Here is a 14,215-nt window from a genome sequence, read left to right on the forward strand (position 1 = left end):
ACAAAACCAATTCATTTCTATTCTTCATGAAACGTCTTACACTTTACATCAAAGGATATCCCGTAATTATTTTACTACTGGCCTGTAGCACCCTGCTGCTTTTTTCATGTGATGATAATGACGACCAGGGAGAGAACACCAACATGCGGAACATGGAAGAGATCAGGGCTAATATAACCTCAGGAACCTGGATCATCGAACTTTACAATGATTCCGGAGAAGATGAAACCGGTATTTATGCAGGGTACTCTTTTTCCTTTAACAGCAACGGAACCCTGGTGGCAGACAACGGCAATGAGCAGTATAACGGCACCTGGTCGGTTTCTGATGACGACGACAGCGACGACGACAACAGCAGTTCAAATGAAGACGATATCGATTTTAATATCGCCTTCAGTACGCCCGGATTTCTGGCTGAACTTACGGACGATTGGGATATCGATACCTACTCCTCTTCCCGTATCGAATTATTTGATATCAGTGGTGGAGACAATACTACCGATCTGCTCACCTTCAGAAAAAACTAACATTGCCTATCCTGAAAACCACCTGAATGTCCGGGAAAGAGAAAAAAGAGATCGAAAACCGGGAAGATGTCCGATTACTGGTCAACACCTTCTACTCAAAAGTGCGCACCCATCCCGACCTCAGTCCCTTCTTTAACGATACCATAAGTGATTGGCCCGCTCACCTGGAGCTGCTTACCGATTTCTGGGAATCCCAGTTATTCCTCAACCGAAGCTATACCGGAAACCCGGTTCAGGCCCATTGTGCGGTTGACAAAGCCTTCGGACATACCATCACCATGGAACATTTTGGTCAATGGATCGAACTGTGGATCGCCACTCTGGATGCGCTGTTTACAGGAGAAAAAGCCTGGATCGCTAAAAACAGGGCCCGTAAAATGGCTACCATGTTTTTTCTCCACATCTACCAGGAGCGGGACAAAAAATAATTGCCTGAATTTATTGGTTTTCAGTTAGTTAAGATAATTTTAATCAGTTTTATCCGTAACTTTATCACTTAACAACTTAAAACCAAGATCATGAAAAGGTTTCTCTGTATCCTCTTTGCCCTCATCTTTATCAGTACCTCTTTTGCTCAAGTGGCATACTTACAGTACCGCAAGGTGCCGGCAGACCAGGAAGATGAGTTCGTAAAAAGGGAAACGGAGCACTGGGCCAAAGTGGCGAAAGACGCCATAGACAAGGGACATATGACGGGATGGTCATTATGGCGCAAGGTTGGAGTCACCAATGAAGACGCCCCTAATTACGTTTTTGTAAACACCTTCGAAAGCCTGGACAAGATGAACATGGAAGACGTCTGGAATGAGGAAAACCTCACCAAGGTACTGGGTGTATCACCCTCCAGTGTAGAGACCAATTCGTTTACCACGATACCGTTTGACTACTGGATGCAACTGGAAGCAGTAATTCCGGGCGATTATAAGTACGCCCTGGTTAATTATGCCATGCCTGCGAACCGGGGCGCTTTTATTGAAGAGAACAAAACCCTCTGGCAACCCTTTCATCAGGCTAATATCGAAAGTGGAGAAATGGGAATGGCCAGTTGGGGAATGATGTCGGTGATCTACCCCAGGGGAAATAATGCCCGGTTTTCAGTGCTAACATGGGATGGATTTAATACCATGCAAGGTGTAATGAACTATCTCCGGTATACGCCCCAGGCAGAAATGGACGCCGGATGGGAAGAAATGATGAATAAAACCAAAATGGGAGACCTTCTTCCCGATGGTTTTGAATGGAGTATAATTTACGAAAGGGTGAAATCTGTAGGTCCGGACCAGGATTAACAAGTGTTAATCTTTGTTAAAGGAGGGTTTTCCGTAAAAAATATAACAAAGTACTGCTAAAGCCTGTCTGATAGCGCTTTAAGAGATACCTATTTTACAGGAAAACCTTTCATTATCGAGTTTTTCGATCTTAAAATATTCATAAACTATGCAATTTAAGTTGGTTTCCTCGTTGGAATATATAATATAGCAACAAAACACTTAATAATGGATTTGATCGCCGAAGCAATAGATTTCGAACAAAATGAACCAAAGCCTAAAACGAACAGTGAGCGCATCCGTTTCTCGCGTAAGGCAAAGGATCTTATTCTCAGCATCAATGAGATCTATAAAAAGAACAAGGATGAAAAACTGATGAACCTGATGAAGCGCCTTACCAAGCGTAAACAGCAGGCAGAAAAGCGTCTTAAGGGACGTCCGGTTTAGAGGCGGTTCAGTCAAAATTCTTTCGATCAACCGGCGCATTCTGATGGAGTGCGCCGGTTTTTTATTATGGCCTAAATTTTCTAAACGCTTGCGTATACATCCTTCAGTTCCTACTCAGATATTTTCAGGTTATTCTTCTTGTTACAGAAGTCCTGGGTAACAGGTAGAGTGCCACGCTCTTGAAGGTAATCGCAATTCAAGTGACTCCACCCTACTTTAAAATACGTAGGTTATTTCCTAATGTTTTGTAATATTGCACTGTAACCTAAAACATCTTACTATGAAAAAACTACTCTTTACGGCGCTTATGGTTTGCCTCACCATGACAGCCATGGCTCAGTACTCGAATAAAACAATAAGCATCGGTGTGCGCGGGGGACTTCCTGTGAGCGATGCCTACAGCGACCTTTACAGCTTTTCCGTTGATGCCGATATCAGTTATCATACTTATGTTTATGAGAACTTTATGATAGGAGGTGCAGCCGGATACGGTCACGTATTTGGAGAGGACATCAGCATTGGGGGGTTAAATATTGAGGTTGACGATTACCAGTATATTCCCGTTTTGGCCTCCGCCAAACTGTATGCCGGAACACTTTTATACCTGGGTCTACAGCCCGGATATGCCTTCGCCCTGGGTGATAACCAGGAAGGAGGATTTATGTTTCGGGCACAGGCAGGATTCAATATCACCGAGAACATGGATATCGTAGCTAATTACCAGAACATCCTCCTGGATACTGCATTTCCAACCGTTAACCTGGGCTTGAATTTTTATCCTTAAGAATTAATTCATCTTCAGAAAAAAGAAAAGCCGGGGACACACCCCGGCTTTTCTTTTTTATATCCTGAAGCATACCCCCACCGGTTAACTCAGTAAAACAACATTATTAACATGAAGCGGTCCCCATCCGTCAGCACGAGGGTGCTGACACCTTCCCTTAAAGCATGAGATTTGAGTGCTGACACAACCCCTTCCGACCCCGCTGGACAGCGGGGCCACCTTCCCCTGGTGAGGGGAAGGGGATGTTACTCATGTTTTTCTTTGGTTAAAGGAAGTTTCAATTTTTAAAAGGACTTCCGGGATGATCTTAAAGATCTCATTGTTGGAAAATCGCAATACATAATAACCATTTGCTTTAAAATATCTCGAACGTTGTTCATCCTTTCTAATTTGTTCCGGGGCCAGGTGAACGCCTCCATCAACCTCAATAATTAATTTTTCTGTAGGACAATAAAAATCTACAATATAAGGACCGATGCTATGTTGCCTTCGAAAGCGTCTGCCTTGCAACTGCTTTTTTCTTAAATGATGCCATAGTACCCATTCAGCATTTGTCATCTTTGATCTCAGCTGTTTTCTTCTGATTTCACTTTCTTTTCGATTATGAATCCCCATAGTAATCAGTCATTATAAAATAAATATCCTTCCCCTCTCAGGGGAAGGTGGTTTTGCTCTGCAAAACCGGAAGGGGTCATTCCCAGTCCGGCATGGACGCATCTTCGAAGATAAGTTCCCTGTTGAGCTCTGCATCGAATACCACCCGGTAGAGATCGCGCCGGGAGATACCGTCGTTGGAAGTATTCATAAAAATGATAGCGCCATCGTTTGGTGCATATCTCGGATCCAGGTCAAGGGTTCCGGCAGGTCTTTCCATTTGCAGCTGCGTAGTTAGCCCTGTAACGAGATCGTGCTGGAAAATATAGGTGTTTAACTGGCGGTATTGCGCATTTTCCGAACCGCTGATATCACGGGTATAAAGCACCCTGGTTCCCCCGATGGAGAAATCGAGTCCGCCCATGGCCCCTGAAAAGCCTTCAGCCACTACGGCTACCTCGGTATCCGTGTCCGGATCGATCACGACGATACGGGCATTGTACCCGGCACTGTTATTGGTTTTGATCACGAGCTGTTTGTTCACGGCATTCCCGGCCACTTCGGTAATAAAATTCCCCGAGGGTTCGGTATAGACCAGTTCCACCCCGGTTCCGTCGGCGTTGATGGCATAGAGCTTATCAAAATTCGGGTAGTACAGTCGCGCCCCGTTATCAAACCATGTAAAATCGATCTCTTCCAGGTTAAACCCGGCCACCGGGATATCGCGGGTAACCTGCCTGACCCCGCTACCGTCGCTGTTCATAGTAAACAAATGGGTTTCTGCGCCCACACTTCTTAAAAAAGCCACCTTTCCAGCCGTGCTGTTCTTTCTCGGACGGAAGGAATTCTTATCCAATGGGGTCAACCGGAATACAGCAACCGAATCCGGGTTTGCATCGGTGCCCGGACTGCTAAAAATCACACTATTCCCGTTTACCTCCCTATTGAAAAACACCCGGTTCTCCGCCAGGTTCAATGTCCTGAATCCTGCCAAAGCACTACTCACCTCATCATTTATGCCGTCATTTGCGGTAACCTGCCAGATATAATTGGCGCCGGCCTGTAAGTCATTAACCGTATACACAGTGTCCTTGATCTCTTCAAAGGTCATCATCTCGTTGGTCGTACCATTTCGTATTTCCAGCCGGTAACTTACCTCATCTCCGTCATTATCAGAGGAACTCCAAATAAACTCAACCGTAGTATTCAGATCATCTTCCCCATCTTCAGGGCTGATCAATATAGGGCGCTTTGGGGCCAGGTTTTTGGATGCTACAGAATCCAGTTCAAATACCACATTAACGGTCCGGGCATCCTGAATATTGGCCCCTTCAAAGGCCGTTACGAACGCATCCAGCTCTGCCTGCACCGAATACTCCCCTGTGGCAAGGTTATCGATCACAAAGGCGCCTTCACTGTCGGTAAATACCGTGGTAGATATCGGTGTCGTTGAAATTTTCACATTTTCCAGGGGCTGATTCCCGGAGGCGGTCACTACCTTTCCGGTCAGGGTACCCTCTCCGGTTTCATCTATAGTATCTTCTGAACAACCCGTAAGCAGAGTGATCAGAAAAAAGAAGGCCAAGGTTTTTAGTATCGTTCTCATAGTTGTGTACTTGATTTAGGATAAGGTTTATCGAAGTCCGAATTTATAATGCAGCCGAAGTCCGAAGTTGTAGTAAAAGTCATCCCGTTTGCCATTCTCTATATCTTCCAGAGCATCGGTAAGGGCGAAGTTCCCTTCAGCAAATAGTGCCAGGTCTAAATGCCTGCTTAGCCGGAATTTTATTCCGCCACCTGCCTGCAATTTTCCATACAGGCTGCTTCTGAGCTCGCTGCCTTCGAGATCCTCCACCTCGTAGATCAATCCGGGACCACCGTAAACAAAAGGAGTTATATTGTCAAAGGGTAAAAGGTCTGATTGCAGGTTGATGGAATAATCAACGAAACTGCGACTCCAGTCCTCTCCTCCCCTGAAATTGTTGTAATTAAAAAGCATGCCCAGGCTAAAATAATTGGAGAGATCCCTGTAATAGCCGAGAGCACCTCCCCCGGACAGGGTCTTTTTAGAATAATCTCCGCTAAATAAAGACAGGTGACCGCCAAAGCTAAAGCTGTTCTTATAAGGATCGTTAAACTGCTTTCTATCGTACAGCAAGGTCGACTCGTCTTCCACCTTTTCCTTGTTGTAGTGCTCCACCAGGTACTCGTCCTTATCCTTGCCTTCTGCCGTGGCCCAAAGGCCTTCCTCTATCCCTTCGATGATAAGGGATTCCACCGCTTTCTCAATGGCGTCCTTCATGGCCAGCTGTACGGGTTCGTTCTTGGTGATCCCGGTTTCCACCTCCAGCAGCCGCTGGAAGTTCACGTAGCGGAAGAGGCTGGCATCAATGGCCTGCGAAAGAATGGTCTTGGATACATACACCGTTTTCAGAATCTTCCCGTTGGAGGTGGATACCGCACGCAGGTAGATGGTGAGCCGGTCTTCCCGGTACTGGGAAGATCCCCCGGCCCCAAAATAACGGGCACCGAGTCCGCCGGTCACGATATTGCTGTCGTAAGACACCACGCCGCCCTCCAGTAATACACCAGCATACAGCAGGGGTGGCAGGTTGGGCTGATTGTTATTGGGCTGACCGCTGTATTCGCTTCGCGTGGAGCGGATGATGTTTCGCTCGTTGAGCAGGTTGGAGAGGTTTTCCCGTTCTATAGGGGTAAACCAGCGGGAATCTTCCAGGGCCTTGATGAGCATGGTGGTACCCCCCTGGGAGACGGCGGTAGAAAAGGTGCTCCCGTTTTCCACAGCCTTGTACTGCCCGGTCTGGTCTTTAAAATTGTATACTCCCACCACCACCGGCTCGGCCGGCAGGGGCAGTTGGGTTAATCGGTTGGTATGGGGGGTGGTTTCCCCGGTTCGGGCCTGTTGCTGACTGAAGGGCTGACTGAAATAGGTGCCGCAGGCAGACAGTAGCAGGAAGGCGGTAAAGACCGCCAGGTTTTTCAGGGCATTTCTCATATTGTATAGGTTTAGTTAGGGACGATGACCTGGGTTTGTTCCCCGGAATTGGTATCCAGAATATTGATCACAAAGCCTTCATCAGATTCAAAAATTTCCAGTACCAGGCTGCCCACATTAAAAGTACCTTCCTTTAATCCATCTTCCCCAAGCTGGGAATTGAACACGCTTCGGGTTAGCTGCCCCAGCACCTGCCTGTTCAGGCTCTCCTGGAATTCCTGCAGTTCAGAGCGTTCTTCCCGCTGGGACCCCTGGTTCTGAAAAGAGTTCTGGGCGTTAGCCGAACTCAGGAGCCATTGGTAATTAAAGGTATCCCCTCCGAAGGCCGGATTTTTTGGCTTATAGGTGAGTTGCTGGGCACACAGCCCGGTCATTGCAAAACAAAACATAGTGGTTAACAAAGCTTTCATTTCAATAACGGTTTTGTTGGTTCTTTTTGGTTTGGAGGTTCTGAAAATAACGGCGTACCCGATACACCGCCTGGTCTGCCATTTGTTTGAGGTATTCCTGACGTGGATTCACAAAGAATTCCATCACGAGGTCCTGGTCTACCAGTACCTGTATCTTGGTACTTCGACCCATAGCGATCTGTTCCGTGATCTTTACGATGCGCTCTCCATTGATATTATTGGCCAGGTATTGGGAATAGAACATCTGATAGAATTCATTTCCGGGACGGGTTTTGGTGTCTTCCACCACAACTCCCCTGAGCACCACCCCATCTGCGGGCGCCTGCTGGGGCGCTTCCCCGGTAAGTTTTTCCCGCTCCACAATAATGGGTTGCAGTTCATCTTCGCCCTCGAAGCCATTGATCACGATCCGGTCCTTAGCGATCACACTCCCATCCTTGTAGATGAGAAGAAAAATAATGGTCCGGTCTTCTTCTGTGGTGTTCAGAGTGGTCCCGGCGAGGGTCTTCTTTTCCTGGGGTTCCAGGATAAAAAAGCCCTGTTGATCTGTCTTATTGCGGTTGCCATTGGCATCGGTCTTTACAACAGACAAGGTATATTTTAAACTTTGGGAGATCTCGGTGGTATTGGTGGCAAAGGCGGTAATGCGAAGAAAACGATCACTGGATTCCAGGTCGATCTTTGCCTGAACATCGGAAAGGGATTCCTGGGCTGTACCTTCTGAGATGAGAAGACAGCAAAGCAGTATGATTATGGGATGGAGGGGCCTCAAATTATGGTTCAGTTAAAGTTTCTGATGATCAGGGCGCGATCGTTGCCGATCATATTGATCTTCATTTTTTCGGAGATGCTGTTCTTACCGTGGATGATGATATCAGTGTCATTCCCTTGTTGGACGGCATTCACTTTAATCAGGTCGGGGTTACTGATATTAAAATGCAGGTATTTATTATCATTCCCTGATTGGGTAAGGTTGTACTCTATAGTCTCAGCTTTTAGGAAGAGACCGGCTTTATTATTATTTCCTTCCTGTAAAACGGAAATGGATCCTTTCGATGTTTGAGCATAGGTAAATACCTTATTGGATTGCCCTATTTGTTGAATGTATACTGCATTTTGCTTAGTTGGCGCTAACTCATCAGCCGACCTAACTGGAAGAATTGCTCTTGCAATTAAACTCCTTTCATTTCCCTTTATATCCTCCGGTGAAACAATATCAGCTTGCGCATATAATGCATTAGAAATGAATGTAATTATTAAAAAAACTACGAAATACTGAAGTTTCATATTATATTGTTTCTAATAATGAAAACCAAAATTAGGTGCGGGTAATAATTTGAACCCGCACCTTTTTTATAATTAAAGTATTTAGACTATCCCTTATACTATTTTTGGGTAACAACGGAAGTGTTTCCAGCCCCGGTTTGTACTACATCACTAGTATTATAAGAACCACTCTGAGTTACAGTTGATGTATTACCATTACCACCTGTTTGAAGTACAGTACTGTATTGCATATAACCATTCTGAGTTACATTACTTTCATTCCAACTGGTTTCTTGAGTAGTTGTACTTTGATGGTGTCCACTATCAAACTGCTTTGTTCTGGAGAAGTTCCCATCTCCATTCTGAATGGTAGTTGATTTATTCCAATTGCTTTCTTGTCTGGTAATTGCATCATTCCAGTTTCCTGAAACAGTTGTAACACCTTCATTATAATTTCCTAATTGATTCAATCTAACGTAATTTCCATCACCAGTAATCAATGCAGCCTTTGGATCTCCTGAGAATTTAGGTAGGTCTGAATTGTTATAATGCCCTACTTGGTCAATATCCACTTCATTCCAGTCTCCTGTTACTTCAGCTCTACCATTATTTCTATTTCCATACTGATAGATATCTGCATCATTTCCATCCGACCCATTGGTTAGAACTATACTGGAATTATTATGATTCCCAATTTGGTCGATATAACTATCGTTCCAATTACCTAATGCCCGTATCTGCGATAAGTTATCGTTGCCATCCTGCAAAATGTCTGAAGTATTCCCGTTACCTCTTTGGTAAGAAAAAGTTCGGTTGTCATTTCCATCCTGCTTAACAGTGTTAGAATTATTATTTCCCCTTACAAGCACAATTAAATCTTCACTATCATCATTATCCCTGTCATTATTTCTCTTTCCAATTTGAGTAACCTTGGTTGTATTTCCATTACCAGGAGTGTCTGGGTTCTTACCTTCTACCTTTACTCCTGACTGGTTCATGTATCCTTCCTGATAAACAGTATTATCATTATTATCACCTAATTGACTTACTGTACTTTCATTACTCTGAGCCATCACCGATGTCCCAAAAATTAGCGCCACAGCGCAAAAAATCACTTTTTTCATAAAGCTTAATAAAATTTAAAGATTAGTAATAGTTATTAATTTGATATTCATGTTCGACGCTATTGATCAATCACGGTCCGGGGTAGGGATCGCTAGCTTTGGGGGACCAAAGGCGTCAGGCAACCAAGGGCTGCAGACTAAAACTAATCGCGGGTCAGGGGAGACCATTTGGAGTCAGTACAGATGCTAAAGGTCTGTATGACTATAAACGAATCGTGGGGGAAATCCCATAACAAAAAGAAGTGTGGTGGGGGTAGAAAAAAAGTTCAATGTAAGATGGTGGGCTAGCCTTTCCGTTTTTGCTGTTTTGAAAACGCCACAGCTCCATTTTCAGGCTTCTCGAATATAGCATCCTAAAACCTGATCTTCTTAACTATTTAGATGAAAAGTAAAAATATTCTGTAAGAAGTAATCGTTTTGTAAAAGGGTGATTTTCTTACAATTAAATTGCGGTAACCCGTAACGGATTTGGATATGAAGAGGGGGACGAGGCGAAGGAGCAGAGGAGCAAAGGAGTTAAGATGATGTTGGCATTACTCCATTACATTATTACTTCATTACTCCCATTGGGGAGATTGCCACGACCGTTTCTCGGTCCTACCTACCTGGCGGCGGGCAGGTAAACTCGCAAAGACGTGCGTATTCAAGTTTATTTTCATGCCCAAACTCAAACTCAAACTCGTTCCTGTAACAGGGAGATTTCCAAGTCGGTCGAGCCCTCCATGCCTTCGACAGGTAAACTCGCAAAGACGTGAGTATTCAAGTTTTTTTTCATGCCCAAACTCAAACTCAAACTCGTTCCTGTAACAGGGAGATTGCCACGTCGCTTCGCTCCCTGTCTGCCTGCCATTGGCGGGTAAACTCGCAAAGACGGTTACTCGATCCTGGGTAGCATCCGTTCTTTTTTCAAACGGAACTTTTCGGATTCCCGAAGGATGGAATCCAGTAATCTGATCGCATCGGTGATATACGGACCTTTGTTGAGCATCACGCATTCGGCCTTGAGCGAATTGGTGGCATCGGTGATCTCCGACCGGGAGGGCAGCCCTTTTTTGGCCAGGTTCTCCAATACCTGGGTGGCCCAGATCACCGGCACGTGAGCGGCCCCGCACATGGCCAGGATCTCCTCCTGTACCAGTCCCATATGTTCCCATCCGGTTTCCACCGCGAGGTCGCCCCGGGCGATCATCACCCCGATATTTCTTCGTCTCATGGCTGTGGTAAGGATCTCATAGAGATTGTCATAGGCCGCCCCCGTTTCGATCTTCAGAATGATCCCCAGGTTATCACTCACCCCAAGCATATTCAGGGCATCCAGGAGCTCTTCCACATCTTCCCCGGAATTCACAAAGGAAAAATTTACCACGTCGGCATGGCTGACAATGAACCTCAGGTCTTCCCGGTCCTTCGCTGTGAGGCCCTTGACCTTTAATCGGGAATCCGGGAAATTAATGCCCTTTTCCGAGCGCAGCCAGGACCCCTTCTCCCGGGCACGGGTGATCTCTGCCAGGAATCCGTCTTCCGCAGCCTCCCGGATCACCCCCTCGATCTTCCCGTCGTCAAACAACACCCTTTCCCCGGGTTTGAGGTAGGTAAAGACCTCCGGCATCTGGCAGGGGATCTGTGCCGGTTGTGTCGTGGCCCCGTCCCAGGATTTCACCGAACTCCTTCCCGCTGTATCCGGGCCGGTCACCTTTAAGAATTGTCCCTTTTTAAGCAGCAGGGGGCGCTCGGCCCTGGGCAGTTCTCCCACATCACTCACCAGGCCATCGGCCTTATGGAGGGCCGTACCGGTTCGTATGTAGGAGGTTTTATAGAGATAGGTCTTTACCAAGCCGGGCATTACCTCAGCCACTACCAGTTCCCGTTTCTTGTCCCGTTCATCCCTGAAGAATACCTTATCGCCTACCTTCAGACTTTCCAGGAGGCGTACACTCACCGGCAGGGTATTCGAAGGCCCATCTTCAGAGAGGGTACGTTTGAGCATTACGGTCGCGGGTTTTAAAACGTGTCCGCCCTCATCCTTTTTAGGAGAAAATTTGCGCACCCGCATTCCGGCTTCCAGGGCCCCGGTGCGGATCTTTGGACCGGCCAGATCCATCGTAATGGTGACCTTTTTTCCCGCCTGTTCGGCTTCTGTTCTCACGTTGTTAATGATCTTCATCCACACCCCCTTGTCGTCATGGGCACAGTTGATCCGGGCACAGTCCATCCCCGCACGGATCATCTCCCGGACCAGTTCCGGGTGCCAGGCCGATTCGGTGGGTTGGGTCACCATGATGCCCACCCGCCTTCCGGAGGTTTCGCACCCCATCAGGGAAATGGTATGTTCCCGTAACAACTGTCGCGAACGTTCCACGCTAATAGCGGCTCCAGCGTCACACGGCCCTTTTGTTTCCAGCAAACACTGCAGCAGATGCCTGCTGTGCAAAAGGGTACTCATAACCTGCCCTTCGGCATGGGAGAACCCAGTAATGCCCATATTCCTCAGAATTCCCTGAAGCCGGGTAAGGTTAAATCGGCGAAAGGTCACGTAGTGGATCAGGTTCACCGCGCTTTCCCTGAAACCGGGATGTACCCTGTTAAGTAATGACTCCTGCGCGTCGACCTCCCGGTTCAACTGCGCAATGATCTCCTCCAGTCGGGCGATGGCCCCTTTGATGGTTTTCGTATCGGTTTGCATGATATAGAATGCTTCCCCGGACCAGTGGGATCCGGTCTTATAAATGTACCAACTTCCCGTCGGTTTTGAAACGAATTAGGGGGATTTCGAATGGAAAAAGTGAAGGAGTGAAGGAGCAAAAGAGCAAAGGAGCGAAGGAGTGAAGGAGTGAAGATAATGCCTGCATTACTCCATTACCCTATTACTTCTTTACTCTCATTGAGAAGATAGCCACGACCGTTTCTCAGTCCTACCTGCCATTGACGGGCAAACTCGCAAAGACGTGAGTATTCAAGTTTATTTTCATGCCCAAACTCAAACTCAAACTCGTTCCTGTAATTGGGAGATTGCTACGACCGTTTCTCAGTCCTACCTGCCATTGACAGGCAAACTCTCAAAGACGTGAGTAATCAAGTTTATTTTCATGCTCAAACTCAAACGCAAACTCGTTCCTGTGATAGGGAGATTGCCTCGGCCATTACATAACCTCGCAATGAAATCAGAAAAGTCAACGAACCTATTACAAAGGCATTCCGAAAGTGTCCAGACGGGAAATAATAGTCTCCTTGAATCCGCCGTTGATCCTTTTCAGCCTGCGTTCCTCTTTGTTCATGGAATAGAGTCGGCCATGGGCGTCCCCGGGTCGCACCCCAAGCAGTTCATTGCGGAATTCGGCAAGAGGCCAGAATTCGGCGTCCCGGTTCATGATCCTGAGCAAGGTGCGGCAGCCATTGATCTTTCCATCGACAAAGGTCATCCCGTCGGTAATGCGAAGTAACTCCAGGAATTCATCAGGTAACCGGGTGTTGGTACGATTGAGACGTTGCAGAAGTCGGTCGAGGTTCCCCGGTGCCCGCACCTCCCTGATGGAAGGACTCTCCAGCAGGGCACTGAGCAGGCTGTCGTCTTCCCGGAAAAAGACCTCCAACTCCTGGGTACTGTCGAGTTTTACCTGTTCCGGGTGATGAATTATGGATTTGGCGGAAATATGAATTTTTCTTCTGCGAAGGTCAGTTCCGGGATCCGGAGCGATACTCCAGCCCCAGATGCGGCCATTGTACCCATGAACGGTCATCCTGTATTCCTTCCCTGAAATTTCGAAAACGATCCGGGCCAACGGGGCTTCCGCAGTGAGCGGAAAACAAAAGCGGTCTTCCATAGGAAGGTCTTCATTCTCATAGAGCTCCAGGTGGTATTCTTCCTCCCCATAGCTCCTCCAGCTTTTTCCCCGCTTTCTGAAATATTGCAATTGCTTTCTCATGCGGGTTCTCATGGGAGCGTCAAACATAGCCGTAAATTCCCTGAGCAACCTCCGTTCCAAAGGGGCATAGCTCGTCTTTTGAAATTGCGGTCTTCCAGGCTGCATATGCTTGTAGGCCAAACGGGCGCTAAGGCCTATAGCAAGGACCAGGACGATATATATGGCAATATAAGCTAACATCGCGGCACTATAACTGCGTTTTTTCTCACAAAATATAACGATAAAAAATGATTTCCTCCTGTGGGAAGGAAATTTCAGAACGCTGAAGATGAAGTTAATGCGGTTGCTTCAAGATAAATATTTAAATAAATATGTGGTTAAACATTAACTAAACTTTACAACGATTCACAGGTTAAACACCACGATTCAACTGCCGCAATTAAATACGTCCCTTTATCTGTACGTTGATTAAATTTTCGTAACTTGTTGGTAATTAGTTTATTAATTCTCAACCAAAACCAAGAATCATGTTACGTTGGACTGTAATTTTTATTATCCTGGCTGTGGTAGCAGCCATTTTCGGCTTCGGAGGAATTTCTGAAAGCGCTGCCGGAATTGCCAAGATCCTGTTCTTTATATTTCTTGTTCTTTTTATCATTTCTATCGTTACAGGAAAAAAACGGGTCTGAATCCAATTAACAGCTTTTTCTCCCTATGAAAAATCTCCTCAGGGCCATATTAGCATGGATAGGAGCCAAAAAAATGAGTGGTGGCCGCTGTGGTTGCGCCACCATATTCTTTTTTCTGCTTCTGTACTGGTTACTGGGGTATGTGTTTGAGGCGTTTTAGTGAGTGGTGAGACAGGAGAAGGGAGATGGAAGACGGTTAAGTAAAGGAATACCCTTACCTCCCTGCT

16 protein-coding genes are annotated in these 14,215 nt (G+C 46.4%); 7 read left to right on the plus strand and 9 right to left on the minus strand.

Features of this window, described 5'->3' with window-relative positions:
• Positions 1-26: 26 nt before the first annotated feature.
• From K7R11_RS00875 to K7R11_RS00895, 5 genes are all read left to right on the plus strand, one after another.
• Positions 27-527: a hypothetical protein gene (locus K7R11_RS00875; protein WP_224487923.1), complete on the plus strand. Its 501-nt coding sequence runs from the start codon at positions 27-29 to the stop codon at positions 525-527.
• Positions 528-553: 26 nt separating this feature from the next.
• Positions 554-955, plus strand: a complete 402-nt coding sequence (locus K7R11_RS00880) for a group III truncated hemoglobin (RefSeq protein ID WP_224487924.1) — start codon at positions 554-556, stop codon at positions 953-955.
• Between the two features lie 90 nt (positions 956-1,045).
• A complete protein-coding gene (locus K7R11_RS00885) occupies positions 1,046-1,816 on the plus strand; it encodes a hypothetical protein (RefSeq protein WP_224487925.1) in 771 nt (256 codons plus the stop codon).
• Positions 1,817-2,023: 207 nt separating this feature from the next.
• Complete coding sequence (locus K7R11_RS00890; protein WP_224487926.1) at positions 2,024-2,242, plus strand: hypothetical protein; 219 nt, start codon at positions 2,024-2,026, stop codon at positions 2,240-2,242.
• A 280-nt stretch (positions 2,243-2,522) separates the two neighbouring features.
• On the plus strand, positions 2,523-3,026 hold the full coding sequence (locus K7R11_RS00895; protein WP_224487927.1) for a hypothetical protein: 504 nt from the start codon (positions 2,523-2,525) through the stop codon (positions 3,024-3,026).
• A 249-nt stretch (positions 3,027-3,275) separates the two neighbouring features.
• Here the strand turns inward: K7R11_RS00895 and K7R11_RS00900 are convergent, their stop codons facing one another.
• The 9 genes from K7R11_RS00900 to K7R11_RS00940 all read right to left on the minus strand — a co-directional run bounded on the left by K7R11_RS00900 (position 3,276) and on the right by K7R11_RS00940 (position 13,539).
• A complete protein-coding gene (locus K7R11_RS00900) occupies positions 3,276-3,641 on the minus strand; it encodes an endonuclease domain-containing protein (RefSeq protein WP_224487928.1) in 366 nt (121 codons plus the stop codon).
• Between the two features lie 76 nt (positions 3,642-3,717).
• Positions 3,718-5,226: a carboxypeptidase regulatory-like domain-containing protein gene (locus K7R11_RS00905; protein ID WP_224487929.1), complete on the minus strand. Its 1,509-nt coding sequence runs from the start codon at positions 5,224-5,226 to the stop codon at positions 3,718-3,720.
• A 27-nt stretch (positions 5,227-5,253) separates the two neighbouring features.
• Positions 5,254-6,636 carry a CsgG/HfaB family protein gene (locus K7R11_RS00910; protein WP_224487930.1) on the minus strand — a complete coding sequence of 461 codons (1,383 nt, stop codon included), beginning with the start codon at positions 6,634-6,636 and terminating at the stop codon, positions 5,254-5,256.
• Between the two features lie 11 nt (positions 6,637-6,647).
• On the minus strand, positions 6,648-7,046 hold the full coding sequence (locus K7R11_RS00915; protein WP_224487932.1) for a curli production assembly/transport component CsgF: 399 nt from the start codon (positions 7,044-7,046) through the stop codon (positions 6,648-6,650).
• Position 7,047: 1 nt separating this feature from the next.
• On the minus strand, positions 7,048-7,818 hold the full coding sequence (locus K7R11_RS00920) for a curli production assembly/transport protein CsgE (protein WP_224487934.1): 771 nt from the start codon (positions 7,816-7,818) through the stop codon (positions 7,048-7,050).
• 8 nt (positions 7,819-7,826) lie between these two features.
• Positions 7,827-8,333, minus strand: coding sequence for a hypothetical protein (locus K7R11_RS00925; protein ID WP_224487936.1), 507 nt, complete (start codon positions 8,331-8,333; stop codon positions 7,827-7,829).
• A gap of 98 nt (positions 8,334-8,431) precedes the next feature.
• The gene (locus K7R11_RS00930; protein WP_224487938.1) at positions 8,432-9,436 is read right to left on the minus strand and encodes a hypothetical protein; all 1,005 of its coding nucleotides are present in this window, start codon (positions 9,434-9,436) and stop codon (positions 8,432-8,434) included.
• 874 nt (positions 9,437-10,310) lie between these two features.
• Complete coding sequence (locus tag K7R11_RS00935) at positions 10,311-12,119, minus strand: pyruvate kinase (protein WP_224487940.1); 1,809 nt, start codon at positions 12,117-12,119, stop codon at positions 10,311-10,313.
• Between the two features lie 499 nt (positions 12,120-12,618).
• Positions 12,619-13,539 carry a hypothetical protein gene (locus tag K7R11_RS00940; RefSeq protein ID WP_224487941.1) on the minus strand — a complete coding sequence of 307 codons (921 nt, stop codon included), beginning with the start codon at positions 13,537-13,539 and terminating at the stop codon, positions 12,619-12,621.
• Between the two features lie 287 nt (positions 13,540-13,826).
• On the opposite strand from K7R11_RS00940, the gene K7R11_RS00945 reads away from it, so the two are divergent.
• Together K7R11_RS00945 and K7R11_RS15000 are read left to right on the plus strand one after the other, a co-directional pair.
• Entirely contained in the window at positions 13,827-13,988 is a 162-nt protein-coding gene (locus K7R11_RS00945) for a DUF1328 domain-containing protein (protein ID WP_224487942.1), read from the plus strand.
• Between the two features lie 25 nt (positions 13,989-14,013).
• On the plus strand, positions 14,014-14,148 hold the full coding sequence (locus tag K7R11_RS15000) for a hypothetical protein (RefSeq protein ID WP_262899763.1): 135 nt from the start codon (positions 14,014-14,016) through the stop codon (positions 14,146-14,148).
• Positions 14,149-14,215: the final 67 nt, after the last annotated feature.

Origin of the sequence: Robertkochia flava (genome assembly GCF_020166515.1) — a bacterium.
Taxonomy (GTDB): Bacteria; Bacteroidota; Bacteroidia; order Flavobacteriales; family Flavobacteriaceae; genus Robertkochia; species Robertkochia flava.